The following is a 16,330-nucleotide window of genomic DNA, read 5'->3' as shown; positions in this document are numbered from 1 at the left end:
TTTTTTCTGGGTTGGCATTTCGTTTGCTATGCCTACGTAGGTAAAACAATAACAATGTCTGCACGATAGGAATGCATCTATGAAAATCAGCAAACGTAACCTGTTAAAGAAAGCCGGTATTGCAGCGGCAGTCGCGTCCGCAATGAGCTTAACAACACTGGCACACGCCGAAGATAAGCGCTCTTACATCATGGCAACGGCCACAACAGGTGGTACTTATTACCCCGTGGGTGTTGCGCTAGCGACGCTTACCAAAGTGAAGCTAGAGCCTAAATACAAGATGTCGTTGTCGGCGATTAACTCTGCAGGTTCAGGCGAAAACGTTAAGCTACTGCGTGAAAACGAAGCGCAGTTTGCGATCTTGATGGGTGTTTACGGCGCATGGGCATGGAGCGGTGAAGGTAAAATTGCTCAATCTGGCCCGCAAAAACACCTCCGTTCAGTGACGATGCTGTGGCAGAACGTTGAACAGTTCATCGTGAAAAGTGATCTGGCGAAGAGCGGCACGGTAAAAGACTTAGCTGACTTCGGTGATGAGAAGTTCTCAATCGGTAAGAAAAACTCCGGTACGGAAGGGGCTACGCAAACGATTTTGGGTAACCTTGGCATTGATACCAGCAAAATGTCACTGGCGCACCTTGGCTATGGCCCATCGGCTGATGCACTACAAAACGGCACGATCTCCGGTATGAATATTCCATCGGGTATCCCGACATCGGCTGTTACGCGTGCTTACGCCGCGATGGGCAATGACATCACGATGCTGAGCTTCACTGATGAGCAGATTAAAGAAGCGAACGGTGAATATGATCTATGGACGCGTTATGTGATCCCAGCGAACAGCTATCCTGGGCAGACCAAGGCGATCAACACCATGGCGCAGCCAAACTTCCTTGCGGTGCGTGATGATGTGTCTGAAGAGGACGTATATCGCCTGACGAAGGTAGTGTACGAGAACCTCCCGTTCCTGAATGGTATCCACAAAGCGACCAAAGCGATGTCTATCGAAAAGGCGATCGCCGGTTTGCCAGTACCGCTGCACCCAGGTGCTGCACGCTACTACCAAGAGCAAGGTATCGAAATTCCTGCTCACCTGATTGCGGATAAGTAATACGCCGCACCTCAGAGGCGCTTATTTAGGCGCCTCTGACCTCTTGGTTGCCCTAGCTGGCAATATCGATTGAGACCACAACTGACGGAATGATTTTGCTATGAGTGCGAGTGCATCAGTTGCAGATAAGTCGCTGGATCCTGATCAGGAAACGGCGGATAAATTAAAGAACCTTGAGCTGATCCAGCGCCCTGAGCAGTCTTTTGTGGGGCGGAGCATCTATTGGGCTGGCGTCCTGTTTGCGCTGGCGCATATCTATTTTAATACGCTGGGAACACTACCAGAGCTGTGGGTTTCGGCGATCCACTTTGGCGGCTTTGCACTCTTGTGTGCACTGATGGTGCCAGCCTTTGACAGCCAAAGTGCTGCAGGCCGACGCATGGCGCTGCTGTTGGATGTATTGCTCGGTGTGGCAGCGATCATCTGCACGCTCTATTTGATTGGCTTCGAAGATGCGCTCTATGACCGTGGTGTGAAATATATACCCACCGATTGGGTCGCCTCGATCGCGGCAATCTTTATTTCACTCGAGATGGCCCGCCGCACCACCGGTTGGTTTATCCCCTTGATGATTCTTACGGCGCTGACCTACGTATTTTGGTGGGGGCAGTATCTGGGCGGAATCTTCAACTTCCCGGGCCTCAGCTTAGAGACCGTGCTGTACCGCAGCTATTTCTCATCTGAAGGGATGTTTGGCTCAATTGCGCGCATTTCGTGGACCTATGTGTTCATGTTTATCCTGTTCGGTGCCTTTTTGGTGAAGTCCGGCGCCGGTGATTTCATTATCGAGCTTTCACGTTGTGCGGCAGGCCGTTTCGTTGGTGGGCCGGGCTTTGTGGCGGTACTGGGTTCTGGCTTGATGGGCTCGGTATCAGGCTCTTCGGTGGCCAATACGGTATCAACTGGTGTTATCACTATTCCATTGATGCGCCGTGCAGGCTTTCCCGCGCGTTTCTCTGCTGGTGTTGAAGCGGCTGCATCCACCGGTGGGCAGTTGATGCCTCCCGTGATGGGCGCTGGTGCGTTTATTATGGCGTCTTACACACAGGTGCCTTACGTGGATGTGATCGCAGTGGCGGCGCTCCCAGCATTGTTGTACTTCTTATCAGTGGGTTTCTTTGTTCGTGTGGAGGCGATGCGCAGCCATGCCGAAGCGGTGGAACTGGATACACGACCGATTGGTGAAGTATTGAAAGATGGCTGGCACTACCTGTTACCGTTGGTGGTGTTGGTGGCACTGCTTATTTACGGCTTTACGCCTACGTATGCTGCGGGTATCGCGATTATTTCAGTGGTAGCTGCATCTTGGCTCTCTAAGCACCCGATGGGCGTACGCGATATCTTAGATGCCCTAGCCCAAGGTTCAAAAAACATGGCGACCACGGCGATGCTGTTGATAGCGGTGGGGCTGGTGATCAATGTGGTTGCGATGACCGGTATTGGTAACACCTTCTCGCTGATGGTGGCTGAATGGGCCAATGGTAGCTTGCTGATTACGCTCGTACTGGTGGCGCTCGCGTCGCTGATCTTAGGCATGGGGCTACCTGTGACCGCCGCCTACATCGTGTTGGCCACGCTGTCTGCTCCGGCGCTTTACAACTTGATCGCCGAAATGCAGGTGATCGAGATGATGGTGAATGGCACGCTGCCCGAGGTAGCACGGACGATTTTCCTCCTGGTCGATGCTGAGAAAGCCGCTCTGTTAGCAGCGCCGATGAGCGAGGTGGACGCGCAGCAACTGTTGGCATTGGTGCCGGGCGACTTTAAAGGTCAACTTTTAGAGCAAGCCATTGCACCTGAAAAGTTGGCTATGATTCTGCTAGCAGCGCATATGATCATCTTTTGGTTATCGCAAGATAGTAATGTCACCCCACCGGTGTGCTTAACGGCATTCGCTGCCGCTGCTATTGCGAAAACACCGCCCATGGCGACAGGTTTTACGGCGTGGAAGGTGGCGAAAGGCTTGTATATCGTCCCGCTACTGTTTGCTTACACAAACTTTATCGGCGGTAGCACTGAAGAGGTGTTACGTATCTTCTTCTTTGCGGTCTTTGGTATCTATGCACTGGTTGGCTTTATGGAAGGCTACCTAGAGAGCGAATTAAATATCGCTTTGCGCCTGTTATCCGGTGCTGCCGGTGTGGCGATGCTGTGGCCCCACGCTATGTTGTGGCTTGATTTTGCAGGCCTTGCGGTGTTCATTGCGCTGTTTATCTACAGCCGTAAACAAGGCCCTGCTGCAGCGACCGTGTAAGCACTTTAGATTGGCCAAAACCCGCCTTAGGCGGGTTTTTTTGTATCTATGAAAACCGAAACGTAGCAGGGTACGTAAAGGCAACGCTAACTAGGAGATCATACGATGCACAATGCCGCTGACCAGTCGCGTATTATCGAGATGGCTTGGGAGGACCGAACCCCTTTCGAGGCCATTGAAACTCAGTTTGGCTTGTCGGAGCCTGAGGTTATCCGGCTGATGCAGCGTAGCTTAAAGCCGAGTAGCTTCCGTTTGTGGCGCCGCCGCGTTTCTGGGCGCGCAACCAAGCATCAGCAGCGCAGACCGGCGGGCGTCATTCGCGGCTATGCACCGGGCCAATATAAGCAGCGCTAACCTAATTGCTCTAAGGTTTTTATCGCCGGCGCTGTGGTGCATATGCGGCTTTTTGTTGCCGCCTGCCAGCACCTCTCGTAAACTCAACAGTCTAATATTGAGGGCTGTCTGATGTTTGAAAATTTTGCTTGGCTTCCTTTCTTGGTGGCGATTACGGCGCTAACGATGGTGCCTGGTGTCGATACGCTGGTGGTAATGCGCAACGCCGCGCGCGGCGGAGTACGCGACGGACTGCTAACAAACTTAGGTATCTGCTCAGGACTGTTCTTTCATGCATTGATCTCGGCGGCGGGGTTATCTGTCATTCTGTTGGGCTCTGCCGAGCTATTTATGCTGCTAAAAGTGGCCGGTGCCTGCTATCTGATCTGGTTGGGTGTGCAAAGCTTACGAGCCGCTTACCGAGCGAAGCCTCTGCCAATCGACGCAGTGAGTACTCCGATGCCGCAGGTGTCAGGCTGGGTGTCGTTGCGTGAAGGACTGCTCTCAAACGTGCTTAACCCCAAAACTATCATCTTCTATATGGCGTTTTTGCCCCAGTTTATCGACCCGAACTACCCCGCGATGCCACAAGCGATGTTGATGGCAGGTATCCACTTTGTGATCGGTTTATGCTGGCAAGGCTCGCTAGTGTTGATGGTGCATAAGGCACGTATCTGGTTGCAGCGCCCCCGCGTTGCGAAAACCATGGAAGCGATTACCGGCTCCCTACTGGTGATCTTTGGCCTTAAACTGATCACCAGTCGTTAACCTGTTAGCGCTGTGCTTGATCTTTGCGATAGATCGCAAGTATCACTCCCGCAAGGATTAAGCTCGCGCTGAGTAGATGAATACTGCCCAGCGTCTCACCTAAGAATAGATATGCGGCCAAGCCGCTGAAAATTGGTAAGCTGTAATAGATAATGGCGGGTGTCGTTGGCCCCAGCAATGCGATTGCATGGCCCCAAAGCACGAACGCCAGCAGTGATGCGGCGACTCCCACATAAGCAATAGCGGCGAGTATGGAAAGGTCGGCTTCGTGGATCTGAAAGTGGGTGTTGCTGGCCTCCCATAGATAAAAAGGCAGCAGTAATACCCAGCCAATGATAAAAGTAATGAGCTGAAAGGCCCATGCCCCAAGTGCTGCGGGTTTGCGCTTTACCATCACACTGTAGAGTGCAAAACAGATCGCCGCTGCCAGCATCCAGATATCGCCCTGAGCAAACTCGACACTCAGTAGTTGAGAGGGCTTTCCCTGTGTGACCAAATTGATCACCCCAATAATCACTAAGCCAACCCCGATCGCTTTGGGCCGAGTAATACGCTCATGCCAGTAAAAGCGGGCGAGCAAGATAACGAAGATCGGAAAGGTGATGGCGATTAACGAGAGGTTGATCGCGCTGGTGCTATGGCTGGCGATATAGATAAGGGTATTGAAGAGCGTTACACCGCACAGGGCGGTCAAGGTTAAGTAGCCAAGGTGAATGCGGATAGGCTGCCATGCGCGCAGCATTGGTTTAAGCGCAAAGGGCAGAAACACCAGAATAGCCAGCGTCCAGCGCCAGAATGCCAAGCTGATGGGCGGTACGCCATCGACTAAGCCGCGGGCGATAACGAAATTGCCAGACCAGATAATGGTGGCGGCCAGTGCACAGAAGCCACCGATAAAAGCTGAGGAGCGCAGAGAAAAATTCATAGAGCAACTATAGACCAGCACGATAAATAAGCCCCTACCGACGGACGGGTCGGCAGAGGCTAGTATGCACTTCTAATTATGCAGCGAGGTGCTGCGCATGAAACCGCAGATGGTCCTCAATGAAGCTCGCGATAAAGTAGTAGCTATGGTCATAGCCTGCTTGGCGGCGCACTTCTAGCGGGTAACCTGTTTGTGCCACCACGCCTTCGAGCACATCAGTATTTAGCTCAGTGGCCAAAAAACTGTCGGCTTCACCCTGATCTACCAAGCCAACAACCGGTTGCTGTGCGTTGGGCAGTAGCACTGTGGTGTCGTATGGCGCCCATGTATCACGGTTATCACCGAGGTACGCCGTGAACGCTTTTTCACCCCAGGGGCAGTTAATCGGGTTACAGATCGGGCTGAATGCTGACATGGAGCGGTAACGCTCGGGGTTACGCAGGGCGATCATCATCGCACCATGCCCACCCATCGAGTGGCCAGCAATGGCGCGTTGCTGATTAACCGGGAAGTGGGTTTCAATTAGCGCAGGTAACTCATCTACGATGTAGTCATACATGCGATAGTGTGAGTTCCATGGCGCTTGGGTTGCATTGACGTAGAAACCTGCCCCTTGGCCTAAGTCGTAGGCTTCATCGTTGGCGATATCCTCTCCGCGAGGGCTGGTGTCGGGCGCGACAATGGCGACACCTAACTCGGCCGCAATACGTTGTGCACCCGCTTTCTGCATGAAGTTCTCATCCGTGCAGGTCAGGCCTGAGAGCCAGTAGAGTACTGGCACTTGTTGGCCACTCGCCACTTGCGGTGGAAGGAAAATCGCAAAGCGCATGGCACAGTTCAACACCCCGGAATGGTGCTGATACTGCTTATGCCAGCCACCAAAGCAGCGGTTTTCGCTGAGGTTTTCAAGGTTCATATCAGCGCTCCCAATTAGGCCGGATCGTAGTGGATAACGCTACGAATACTCTTGCCCTCATGCATTAGGTCAAAGGCCTCGTTAATGCCCTCAAGGCCCATGGTATGCGTGATGAAGTCGTTGAGTTTAAACTCGCCAGCGAGGTAGCGCTCGACGATCTCTGGTAACTCAGAGCGGCCCTTCACACCACCAAATGCGGTGCCGCGCCAAACGCGTCCAGTCACTAGTTGGAATGGGCGGGTGGAGATCTCTTGTCCAGCTCCCGCAACACCGATGATGACGGATTCCCCCCAACCCTTGTGGCAACACTCCAGCGCTGAACGCATAACATCGACATTACCAATACATTCGAAACTGTAATCAACGCCGCCATCGGTTAGCTCAACAATCACCTCTTGGATCGGCTTGTCATAGTGTTTTGGGTTGATGCAGTCGGTGGCGCCAAGCTGCTTAGCTAGCTCAAACTTACTTTCATTGATGTCGATAGCGATGATGCGGCTTGCTTGTGCCATCGTCGCGCCGATAATGGCCGATAGACCGATGCCACCTAAACCGAAAATAGCGACCGTTGCGCCGGGCTCCACTTTGGCGGTGTTCAGGACCGCACCCATCCCTGTTGTGACGCCACACCCTAAAAGGCAAACCTCTTCAAGCGGGGCAGTGGGATTCACTTTGGCAAGGGAGATCTCAGGTAAGACGGTGTACTCAGAGAAGGTTGAGCAGCCCATATAGTGATAGATCGGCTGGCCATCTTTTGAGAAACGGGTCGTGCCGTCTGGCATCAAGCCTTTGCCCTGTGTTTCGCGAATCTTTTGGCACAGGTTGGTTTTACCTGATTTACAGAACTTACACTCGCCACACTCTGGTGTGTAGAGTGGGATGACGTGATCGCCGACTTTTACGCTAGTGACACCCTCGCCCACGGACTCCACGACACCGCCGCCTTCGTGGCCTAAGATCGCTGGAAAAATACCTTCAGGGTCTTCACCAGAGAGTGTAAATGCGTCGGTATGGCAAACGCCGCTGGCAACAATACGTATCCGTACTTCGCCCTTTTGCGGCGGCATGACATCGACCTCTTCGATAGATAGCGGTTGATTTGGGCCCCAAGCGATTGCTGCGCGCGATTTAATGACCTCAGCCATGATGATGCTCCTATGGTTTGTCTTGGTAGATGCTCTAACGGCATGTTCAGTAGCGTTAGTGTAATTGCTCTGCTTCAGTTAATAATCAGGGATATGTAAAATCACTTTTACTGTATGGTAATAGTTGGGCGTATTGCGGGGGGCGTATCGATGTATAACTGGGAAGGTATCTCAGAGTTTGTTGCGGTAGCCGACACCGGCAGCTTTACAGCGGCAGCGGATAAACTGGGTGTGTCTACGGCCCATGTCAGCCGCCAAGTTAGTAAACTTGAGCAGCGTTTAGCGGTAAAGCTGCTGTATCGCACCACGCGTAAGGTGTCGTTGAGTGAAGATGGCCGCAGCTTTTTTCAGCAGTGCCGCACCTTATTGGAGGGGCTGGAAGATGCCGAGCGGGCGCTCTCCGAACGCCAAGGAATGCTGCGCGGTAAGCTGCGCCTAACAGCCCCTGTCACCCTCGGTGAGCGAGCCATCGCACCGCTGGTGAATCAGTTTCTTGCCGAGCATCCAGAACTTGAGATCACGCTGCGCTTAACCAACCAGCCCCTTGACCTAGTTGAGGGTGGTTATGATCTTGCGATTCGTTTGGGTAAGCTCGAAAGCTCGTCGATGATGGCCCGAAAGCTGGCACCGCGTATCCCCTATGTGTGTGCTTCTCCAGATTACTTGGCGCGTTGTGGTGTGCCGAATACGCTGGCCGAGCTTGAGCAGCATAACTGCCTACTGGGGACGCTGGATTATTGGCGCTTCCAAGTGGAGGGACGCGAGCGAGTGGTGCGCGTGCGCGGTAATTTAAGCTGTAATAGTGGCCATGCCTTGCTGGATGCGGCGCTGCAGGGGCTAGGCATCGTGCAACTACCCGACTACTACGTTGAAAATGCGCTCGCTCAAGGGCGGTTGGTCTCGCTGTTGGCACAGTATCGTATCCCCGATGAGGGGATTTGGGCGCTCTATCCCAATAACCGGCAGCTCTCACCAAAGGTACGGCAGTTGCTTGATCACTTTGCCAAGGCGTTTGAGAATAAGTTGATTTAAATAGACCCTTTGGTACGCGATACAGATGACGGCGTGGCCGTTTTCCCGCAAGATGGGCACTCTTTTCTGGGGTGTTAACGAAGAGATTCACAATGCAGTTAGAGACAATCGATAAAGCACGCTATAACAAACACGTCAAAATCACCTTTTTCGCCATCTGCGGATTTATGCTGGTGGTGGCTTTGGGTACCTCGGCGGTGTTGATTCACTTTTGGGGTGGGCCGGAGGGCGATAATTTCTGGCTCAACGCCTTGGGTGTGGTTATCGCTGCGTTGGCATTAGCGCAGATTCTTTCGATGCTGCGTCATCACCCATTTTTATACGAAGTGGCGTACGTGCGGCGCGTTAAAGGGGAACTCAACCGCATCTACCGTAAGCAGCAAAAGATAAAAGCGGCAGCCGAGAAGGGTGACCCGGTGGCGATGACCATCCTTGATTTTAGCTACCGTGCCTCGCGACAAGTCTATGAGCTGGATAATAATACGCTCACGCTGGAAGAGCTTGAGCGGGCACAACGTACCCTAGATGAGCAGCGTGAAGCATTTAGTGTGGCATCTTTGATGGACTACTCAGGCGATTTGCTGGAGCGCTTCTGAGGTCGGCTTCGCTGCTTAAAGAGGCTCGCATTCCATTGGCGCATCGCCATAACTAGCGTGGTGCCGTGGCGCTCTTCAACCGGTAGCGCCATATCTTCACGCATAAGTTGGTTAAACTCTTCGGCCAAACGCTGCATTTTCCGCTGCAGTAGCGCGTTGTTGGCAGCACTTAACAGCGCATTGGAGACCAGCAATTTTTCGGTGCTACGATCAAAGCGCGAACTAAAGAAATCCTGCTCGATTTTGTCATGGAAAAAGCGCTGAATTGGCCCATCGGGACGCCAGTGAAAGTTAGGTGCGATGCGTAACTTAACGCGATTGCCTGGCAATAGATCGATGATCTTTAGACGATCAAGCTTCGCCAGTTTACTGATGCAGTCAACTTCACTGAGGTCGTAGTAGCGCAAGATATCCTCAAAACGCATCCCGTTGATCACGTTGATCGCCACCAAAAGCAGCTCCACATCATCGGCAATCTCTTGCTCCTGCTCTCGGGTGAGTTGGCTCAGTTGCGCGTGATGATAGGTCATACGCTGAACTAAATCCGATAACTCAATCCCTAGTAAGGTGCACACCGCTTCGAGGCGTTGCAGGGTAAAGCTGCGCTCGGCAAACAGGCGCTTGACGGAGGCTTCGCTCAGATTGAGATGTGTAGCGACATCCGCGTAGGTTTTGCCGTGGGCTTTTAACTCGCGTTTTAGCGTATCGATAAGGGCGGTAACCTGAGCCATATCTCATCCTTGTGGAAACTGAGTGTGCGAGTATAAGGGATCTGAGCCAGTTTAGCTGGCTTGGAAACTGTCGCTGATTGTCCTCATCTTGCTTTTGATAGATGTGCACGCTGTAATTGCTCACTCAATCGCATAGGAGGCACACAGTGGCAGATCAAGAGTGGGACCCGCGTTTTGCAGCGGTAAAAGAGTGGGAACTGTTGCAAACTCAGGTGGAAGATTATGAGAAGCATGGGCTCTATATCAAGCTTGTTGCGACTGCGCTCGTCGCGATAGCACTATTGACTGCAGCGGGCAGCAGTATTTTGATGGCCGCTATGATTGCACTGCTATGGCTGCAAGAGGGGATCTGGAAAACTTTCCAGAGCCGTTTGGAAGCTCGCTTGCTTGAACTTGAGGGCATGATCGCAGGGGATAAGCCTGTGGCACCATGTCAGTTACATAACCAGTGGCAAGCAACGCGTCCAGGCCTGGTGGGTTTGGTGCAAGAATATGTTAAACAGTCGTTGCGTCCAACGGTGGCGTATCCATATGTGGCGCTGATAGCTGTATTGGCACTGCGCTGCTGGTGGTAATATCGGTTGATCAGCAGCAGGGCTATGCCTGCCGCTGATCATGATGACCGCTAGCACTGATCTATAGCGGTTTCCATCTCGGTTACGATCTCATCTGATAACTCGCAAACGCGCTGATAACTGCGTTCTGCTCGTTGCAGGTCCCCTTGTTCTTTTGCGCTTACGATCTCGCCTATTAAGCGGTGTAGCTCTTCGTGTGGCTTTTCGATAGCGCGTAGCGGAGAGAGTTGGCTACAGATGCTGTGCCCATCGCCATAGTACCAGCGCCCAAAATCACACTCTTTATGGGAGACGGCCTGCTCTTTGGACAGGGTGCTCTTGCCATCTAAGAAGGCGCGTAAGCGCATCTTCCACGCTTGGTGTGCACTGAGCGCAACGGCAAGCTCAATTTTGGGGTCTTTGGTGACTTTAAAACGGCGTACCACGCCCATCAGGCTGGTAAGCTCCAAGCCAACGTTCGCAGAGGCGTCTAGTATTTGGTCGGCCCCGCTTGCCACATTATGGGCACGGTCTGCGATCTCAACCACATTGCGATTGATCTCTTCCGATACTTGGCTTTGCTCTTCAGCCGCGGCTGCAATTTGCAGCACCGCATTATTCACCTCAGCCATTGTGGCTCGAATTTGCTCCAGTACGCGGCCCGATTCGCTAGAGACATCGACGGTTGCCAGCGCCTGAGACTGGCTTTCGTTGATAACGTTTACGGTTTGTTGGGTACCGGATTGCAGATGTGAAATCATCGCGTCGATTTCTGAGGTAGAGGCTTGTGTGCGTGAGGCTAGCGAGCGCACTTCGTCGGCTACTACGGCGAAGCCGCGGCCATGTTCACCCGCGCGAGCGGCCTCGATCGCTGCGTTGAGTGCTAACAAGTTAGTTTGCTCCGCGATACTTTGAATCACATCCAAAATAGTGTGAATGCGGTTGCTTTGGTCGCCCACATCACGCATCAGCTCGACTGTTGACGCGACATTGGTGGCTAAACGGTTGATATTGTCGATCGACTTTTCAACAGATTGATAGCCTTGGTCTGATTGCGCCTGGGACTCGGTGGTGAGCGTGGTCGCACGTTCCGCATTATGGGCAACTTCATGGGCGCTAGCGTTCATTTCGTTAACCGCTGTTGCGATCTCGTCGGTTTTCGCCTGCTGCTCGCGTACTGAGTTAATGGTGCGCTCGGTAATGCTGAATAGCTCAGAACCGTTGCGGGAAACGCCGGAGATCGAGCGCATCAGCAGTTTAATCAGCTCCTCGGTATTACCAACAAAGTGGTTGAACGCCGTCGCGATATCTGCCAGTTCATGCTTGCCGCTATCATCCAAGCGTTGTGTTAGATCGCCATCGCCACTGGCAACATTCTCCATCGCATCGCGCATCTCCTTAAGTGGCTTGACGATACTGCGGGTAATGAGCATGGCTATAAGGCCACCCAAAACAAGGAAAACAACGCCGATAATCACGGTGTGGATAAACGAGCGATCCAAAATTTCGAGGTAGTCGGTACGAGGTATGGCCACGGTGATAACGCCAATACCGCGCCCGGAAAAGTCTTGTAGCTGATCGGCATAGAAGGCGTACTCTGTTTTTCCAATCGCACCGTTGACGATCTGTGGCTGGCCATCTGCAGCTTGATTCAAGACCTGAGCAGAAAGTACAGCGGGTGCTTTAAAGGTGCTGGCAAAGGGCTCGAGGGAGCGCTGCTCCTGTATGTGGATCGCCACTTCGGTGCCCTGTTTGCCTTTAAATTGGTCGAGCATCGCTTGGCCAAGAGAGAAACCAAACTCCAACGACCCCCAGTGCTCGCCGGCGATTATCACGGGCACCACGCCGCGGATACCGAGGCCAGCAACGCCTTTCTCAACTCCTTTTACGGGCTGGCGCTGTTGGTTGGTCTGTACCACTGTACGGCGGAAGCTGGACAGGTCATCTCCAAACTTGGCCGGTTTATGAACACGCAGGAATGAGGTGGCTGGCGGTTTATGGAACTGTAGTTGGCGCAAACCGTATTGGCTTTTCAACTTGGCAAAGCTGCGCTCTAGTGTTTGCAGTAGCGCTTGGCGATCACCCGATTTGAGTTGTGCTTGTACTACGGGCATCTCTGCGATGAAAGACGCTAATGCAGTCGCGACACGCTCCTCTTGATGTAGTTTTTCGTTGAACTTCAGATAGATTCTCGACAATTCACGCTTTTCCGCTTCGCTGATAATGTGCTTCATATCACTGAGCATAAAAGGCATGACAACGGCACAAACTAACGCGATTAATAGTGTGAAGCCCACTAATAGGCGCGTTCTTATCCGCAACTGAGACAACATCGACGATATCCTTGCAGGTATTATGGAAATTAAATAAGTGTATTCTAATTGAGTCGGCAGCGGATTAATAAAAATTACTTTTTTTCACAGAGTGAACGTGGTGACTGACAAAGCGAATGTGGGTTTTGGTCGCACGGCGCGCTGCAACCGGATCGCGTTGCACAATGGCTTCATACATCTGTTGCTGCTGTGACCTCACTTGGTTTTGTACCTCAGCGTCTTGTATGAGCAACGGCAGGCAAGTTTGGATGGCCTTACAGAGCAAGGCTTTGAGCTGGCACAGAGTTTGAACCAATATAGGGTTATGGGAGCAGAGGATGACCATATGATGGAAGTTAAAGTAGGTATCCATCGTTAGCTCAGTGTCAGGGGAAGCCAGCCTTTCGTAAGCTTGGGTCAATTGATACAGGTCGGTTTGTGTTGCGCGCTGTGCCGCCAGAAACGCCGCGTGGCTCTCGAGTTGCTCTCTGACATCAAGGAGATCGAATAAGGTCCGCTCATGGCTATCGAACAGGTGGACAAGAGGGTCGATAAACTCCTCTTCTATGCTGTGAAATACCTCAACAACATAAGAACCGATACCTTGATGTGTGATAATGAGCCCCTTCGCCTGCAATTGGCGTAGGGCCTCTCGAATCACGGTGCGGGAGTATCCAAAACGCTGCGCGAGTCTGCGCTCGGAAGGCAGTTTATGGTTGGGCCGCCAGACGCCTTCAAGGATCATCTCCTCTAATTGATAAACCAGTTTACCGGTGGCAGAGGTGTTGCTGTTGGTCATCGGGCACTCCGTCCTATCACGCCACGTACTACTGTCTTAGAAAACATGCATTAACTATATAGTTTATAGGGGAATTCACCACCTCTGAGCAATCCGGATAGTGGTTTGGATATTAAATTACTGGTCATACCAGTGTTTTAAACCATCATTTAGATCGCTAGGATGGGCCTCCACGTGCAATGCACCACATTTTTATGCCGGTTAGTGTCAGATGTTGCCATCCATTTGCTCAATCCCGTTACGAGCGGTGATGGTGACATCTGACCCCTTTGTCCCTACCCATGCTGTTGTGAATATGGTAACTCTAACGTCACGATAAACCTCTCGGTGGTAGAGCCAAGGAGGCAGTGTGCAAGATGCAAGGTCTGCGCTGCGGCGTGAGTTAGCTGCGGCGTTTGCGGATTTTATCGATCCTGAATATGTTATTGCCGATCGCGAAACGCAGAAGCCATATGAGTGCGATGGCCTTTCGATGTACTGCGAGATGCCGTTGCTGGTTGTTTTACCAGAGACGCTCGCGCAAGTGCAGCAGGTGATGACACTTTGCCATCAACAGGGTGTGCCTGTTATCGCAAGAGGCGCGGGAACTGGGCTGTGTGCGGGTGCCATGCCCCATCCCGACGGCGTTGTCTTATCGCTGGCCAAGTTTAACCGTATCCTCGCTATCGACCCATTAGCGCGTACCGCGCGTATTGAGCCAGGCGTTCGCAACCTTGCGATCAGTGAAGCAGCGGCTCAGCATGGCCTCTATTATGGGCCAGACCCTTCCTCACAAATCGCCTGCTCAATCGGTGGTAATGTCGCTGAGAACTCTGGCGGCGTGCACTGCCTCAAATATGGTCTTACCGTGCATAACGTGTTGAGTGTGCAACTGGTTACCGTGAGTGGCGAGCTGGTGACATTGGGAAGCGAAGGTTTGGATAGCTCCGGTCTTGATCTAATGGCACTGATTAATGGCTCTGAAGGCCTACTGGGTGTGGTGACCGAGGTGACAGTTCGTCTCCTGCCGATGCCCGAAAAAGCACAAGTGGTGTTAGCTGGTTTCCCCACCGTTCAAGCGGCGGGAGATGCGGTGGGAGCGGTGATTGCCGCTGGCATTATTCCAGCAGGTCTTGAGATGATGGATCATCATGCGATTGTGGCTGCCGAAGCCTTTGCGCAAGCGGGATATCCGCTCGATGCTCAGGCCTTGCTGCTATGTGAGCTTGATGGCACTGCTGCTGAGGTAGATCAGTATATTGCGGCAGTTGCCGAGATCTTCACCGCACAAGGTGCCTCCTCTATTCGTGTATCCCAGAGTGAAACGGAGCGTGCGGCGCTCTGGAAAGGCCGTAAGTCGGCGTTTCCTGCGGTTGGGCGTATCTCGCCAGATTACTACTGCATGGATGGCACGATCCCGCGTAGCCAGTTGGCCTATGTCCTGACCCAGATGCAACAGATGTCGCAGACGTTTGGTCTACGCGTGGCAAACGTCTTCCATGCAGGCGATGGCAATTTACACCCACTTATCCTGTTTGATGCGAATAAGCCGGGCGAGTTTGCGCGTACAGAGGCATTTGGTGCGCGTATTCTGGCGCTATGTGTTGAGGTCGGGGGCTGCATCACAGGTGAGCATGGTGTGGGCTTAGAGAAGATTCGCCAGATGGCTGTGCAGTTCAATGATGCCGAAATTGCGCAGCTTCATCGTTTGAAGTCCGCTTTTGACCCCCACGGGACGCTTAACCCAGGAAAAGGTATCCCGGTGCTTGGCCGCTGCCAAGAGTATCGGGCGTTGGCGAAAGGAGAGACCTCCTAATGGATAAAACGACCCAACTCGTTGCTCAGGTTGAGCATGCCATTGCCACGGGCCAGCCGCTCTCCATTCGTGGCAACGGCACCAAGGCCCATTTAGGGCGCACCACGAGCGGACTAACCAGTTTAGATCTATCTGAACATACCGGTATTGTCAGTTATCAACCGGTTGAACTCGTTATGACCGCACGTGCTGGAACGCGCCTTGATGAGATTATCGCCCACCTCGACGAACATAATCAGATGCTGCCCTGTGAGTCTCCGCTGTTTGGTGGCGCAGCAACCATTGGCGGAACTTTGGCTAGTAACGTATCTGGGCCTGCAAGACCGTGGGGCGGGTCCATTCGTGATCTGGTGCTAGGGACACAGCTGATCAATGGGCAAGGTGAACGCCTGCGCTTCGGCGGCCAAGTGATGAAAAATGTCGCAGGCTACGATGTATCGCGGTTACAAGCGGGAGCGCTGGGTACGTTAGGAGTGATCACCGAAGTCAGCTTTAAAGTGTTACCCAAGCCCGAGGCAACCACTTATCTCGGGCTAGCGCTTACGGCAGAGGATGCCGTGATCCTGATGAGTCAGCTCGCCGGAACCTCCGCGCCAATCAGCGGTGCTTGTTGGTATGCGGGCCAACTTCACATGCGTTTATCGGGGGCTGAGGCTGCAGTAACGCAGACGATGGCGCAGTGGCAGCGTGATTACACTATGACAGAAGAAAACGGTAGCCAGTTCTGGCGCTCGTTACGCGAGCAAAACTTATTGCTAGGTGCTGATCCTCTTTGGCGATTCAGTGTGCGCAGCAGTGCCATGCTGCCCCATGATGCCGACAGTGTGATTGATTGGTGTGGCTCACAGCGTTGGCTACGCGGCGAGTATGAGCTTGAGACGTTGTCGCTTATCGCTCAGGAGGCCGGCGGCAGTATAGCGAAGTGGCAAGGCGGTGATCGTCAAGCCGAGGTGTTTTCTCAGCCCAATGCGGTTCTGAAGCATTTACAGCGTGAGGTAAAACACGCGCTGGACCCACATGGCATCTTCAACCCCGGACGCCTCTACGGCTGGATGTAGG

Annotated in this window: 15 protein-coding genes; 9 read left to right on the top strand and 6 right to left on the bottom strand. The window is 52.9% G+C overall.

Annotated features, from left to right (window positions below):
* Positions 1 to 79: 79 nt before the first annotated feature.
* From EOE65_RS06525 to EOE65_RS06510, 4 genes are all read left to right on the top strand, one after another.
* On the top strand, positions 80 to 1,111 hold the full coding sequence (locus tag EOE65_RS06525; RefSeq protein ID WP_127693485.1) for a TAXI family TRAP transporter solute-binding subunit: 1,032 nt from the start codon (positions 80 to 82) through the stop codon (positions 1,109 to 1,111).
* Between the two features lie 100 nt (positions 1,112 to 1,211).
* Positions 1,212 to 3,365, top strand: coding sequence for a TRAP transporter permease (locus EOE65_RS06520; RefSeq protein WP_127693484.1), 2,154 nt, complete (start codon positions 1,212 to 1,214; stop codon positions 3,363 to 3,365).
* Between the two features lie 105 nt (positions 3,366 to 3,470).
* Complete coding sequence (locus EOE65_RS06515) at positions 3,471 to 3,719, top strand: TIGR03643 family protein (RefSeq protein WP_127693483.1); 249 nt, start codon at positions 3,471 to 3,473, stop codon at positions 3,717 to 3,719.
* Positions 3,720 to 3,830: 111 nt separating this feature from the next.
* Complete coding sequence (locus EOE65_RS06510; RefSeq protein ID WP_127693482.1) at positions 3,831 to 4,466, top strand: LysE family translocator; 636 nt, start codon at positions 3,831 to 3,833, stop codon at positions 4,464 to 4,466.
* A 4-nt stretch (positions 4,467 to 4,470) separates the two neighbouring features.
* Here EOE65_RS06510 and EOE65_RS06505 read toward each other — a convergent pair whose 3' ends face one another.
* The 3 genes from EOE65_RS06505 to EOE65_RS06495 form a co-directional block, all read right to left on the bottom strand.
* On the bottom strand, positions 4,471 to 5,391 hold the full coding sequence (locus EOE65_RS06505) for a DMT family transporter (protein ID WP_127693481.1): 921 nt from the start codon (positions 5,389 to 5,391) through the stop codon (positions 4,471 to 4,473).
* A gap of 76 nt (positions 5,392 to 5,467) precedes the next feature.
* Complete coding sequence (gene fghA / locus EOE65_RS06500) at positions 5,468 to 6,307, bottom strand: S-formylglutathione hydrolase (protein ID WP_127693480.1); 840 nt, start codon at positions 6,305 to 6,307, stop codon at positions 5,468 to 5,470.
* A 14-nt stretch (positions 6,308 to 6,321) separates the two neighbouring features.
* Complete coding sequence (locus tag EOE65_RS06495) at positions 6,322 to 7,452, bottom strand: S-(hydroxymethyl)glutathione dehydrogenase/class III alcohol dehydrogenase (protein WP_127693479.1); 1,131 nt, start codon at positions 7,450 to 7,452, stop codon at positions 6,322 to 6,324.
* Positions 7,453 to 7,602: 150 nt separating this feature from the next.
* Between EOE65_RS06495 and EOE65_RS06490 the strand changes: the two genes are divergently transcribed.
* Positions 7,603 to 8,484: a LysR family transcriptional regulator gene (locus EOE65_RS06490; protein ID WP_127693478.1), complete on the top strand. Its 882-nt coding sequence runs from the start codon at positions 7,603 to 7,605 to the stop codon at positions 8,482 to 8,484.
* A gap of 92 nt (positions 8,485 to 8,576) precedes the next feature.
* The gene (locus tag EOE65_RS06485; protein ID WP_127693477.1) at positions 8,577 to 9,080 is read left to right on the top strand and encodes a DUF3087 family protein; all 504 of its coding nucleotides are present in this window, start codon (positions 8,577 to 8,579) and stop codon (positions 9,078 to 9,080) included.
* Here the strand turns inward: EOE65_RS06485 and EOE65_RS06480 are convergent.
* Complete coding sequence (locus tag EOE65_RS06480; protein WP_127693476.1) at positions 9,050 to 9,811, bottom strand: helix-turn-helix domain-containing protein; 762 nt, start codon at positions 9,809 to 9,811, stop codon at positions 9,050 to 9,052. The two genes, EOE65_RS06485 and EOE65_RS06480, sit on opposite strands and share 31 nt — an antisense overlap.
* Before the next feature lie 146 nt (positions 9,812 to 9,957).
* Here EOE65_RS06480 and EOE65_RS06475 point away from each other — a divergent pair, with 146 nt between their 5' ends.
* On the top strand, positions 9,958 to 10,386 hold the full coding sequence (locus EOE65_RS06475) for a hypothetical protein (RefSeq protein ID WP_127693475.1): 429 nt from the start codon (positions 9,958 to 9,960) through the stop codon (positions 10,384 to 10,386).
* A 50-nt stretch (positions 10,387 to 10,436) separates the two neighbouring features.
* Here EOE65_RS06475 and EOE65_RS06470 read toward each other — a convergent pair whose 3' ends face one another.
* On the bottom strand, positions 10,437 to 12,698 hold the full coding sequence (locus EOE65_RS06470; protein WP_127693474.1) for a methyl-accepting chemotaxis protein: 2,262 nt from the start codon (positions 12,696 to 12,698) through the stop codon (positions 10,437 to 10,439).
* A 64-nt stretch (positions 12,699 to 12,762) separates the two neighbouring features.
* The gene (locus EOE65_RS06465; protein WP_127693473.1) at positions 12,763 to 13,476 is read right to left on the bottom strand and encodes a FadR/GntR family transcriptional regulator; all 714 of its coding nucleotides are present in this window, start codon (positions 13,474 to 13,476) and stop codon (positions 12,763 to 12,765) included.
* Positions 13,477 to 13,825: 349 nt separating this feature from the next.
* Between EOE65_RS06465 and EOE65_RS06460 the strand changes: the two genes are divergently transcribed.
* The gene (locus tag EOE65_RS06460) at positions 13,826 to 15,271 is read left to right on the top strand and encodes an FAD-linked oxidase C-terminal domain-containing protein (RefSeq protein WP_420846522.1); all 1,446 of its coding nucleotides are present in this window, start codon (positions 13,826 to 13,828) and stop codon (positions 15,269 to 15,271) included.
* Positions 15,271 to 16,329: a glycolate oxidase subunit GlcE gene (glcE, locus tag EOE65_RS06455; RefSeq protein WP_127693472.1), complete on the top strand. Its 1,059-nt coding sequence runs from the start codon at positions 15,271 to 15,273 to the stop codon at positions 16,327 to 16,329. Before EOE65_RS06460 ends, glcE begins: the two co-directional genes overlap by 1 nt.
* Position 16,330 lies beyond the last annotated feature (1 nt).

Source organism: Neptunomonas marina (genome assembly GCF_004005935.1).
GTDB classification, from domain to species: domain Bacteria; phylum Pseudomonadota; class Gammaproteobacteria; order Pseudomonadales; family Balneatricaceae; genus Neptunomonas; species Neptunomonas marina.
This window is presented reverse-complemented; position numbering and strand designations above follow the sequence as displayed.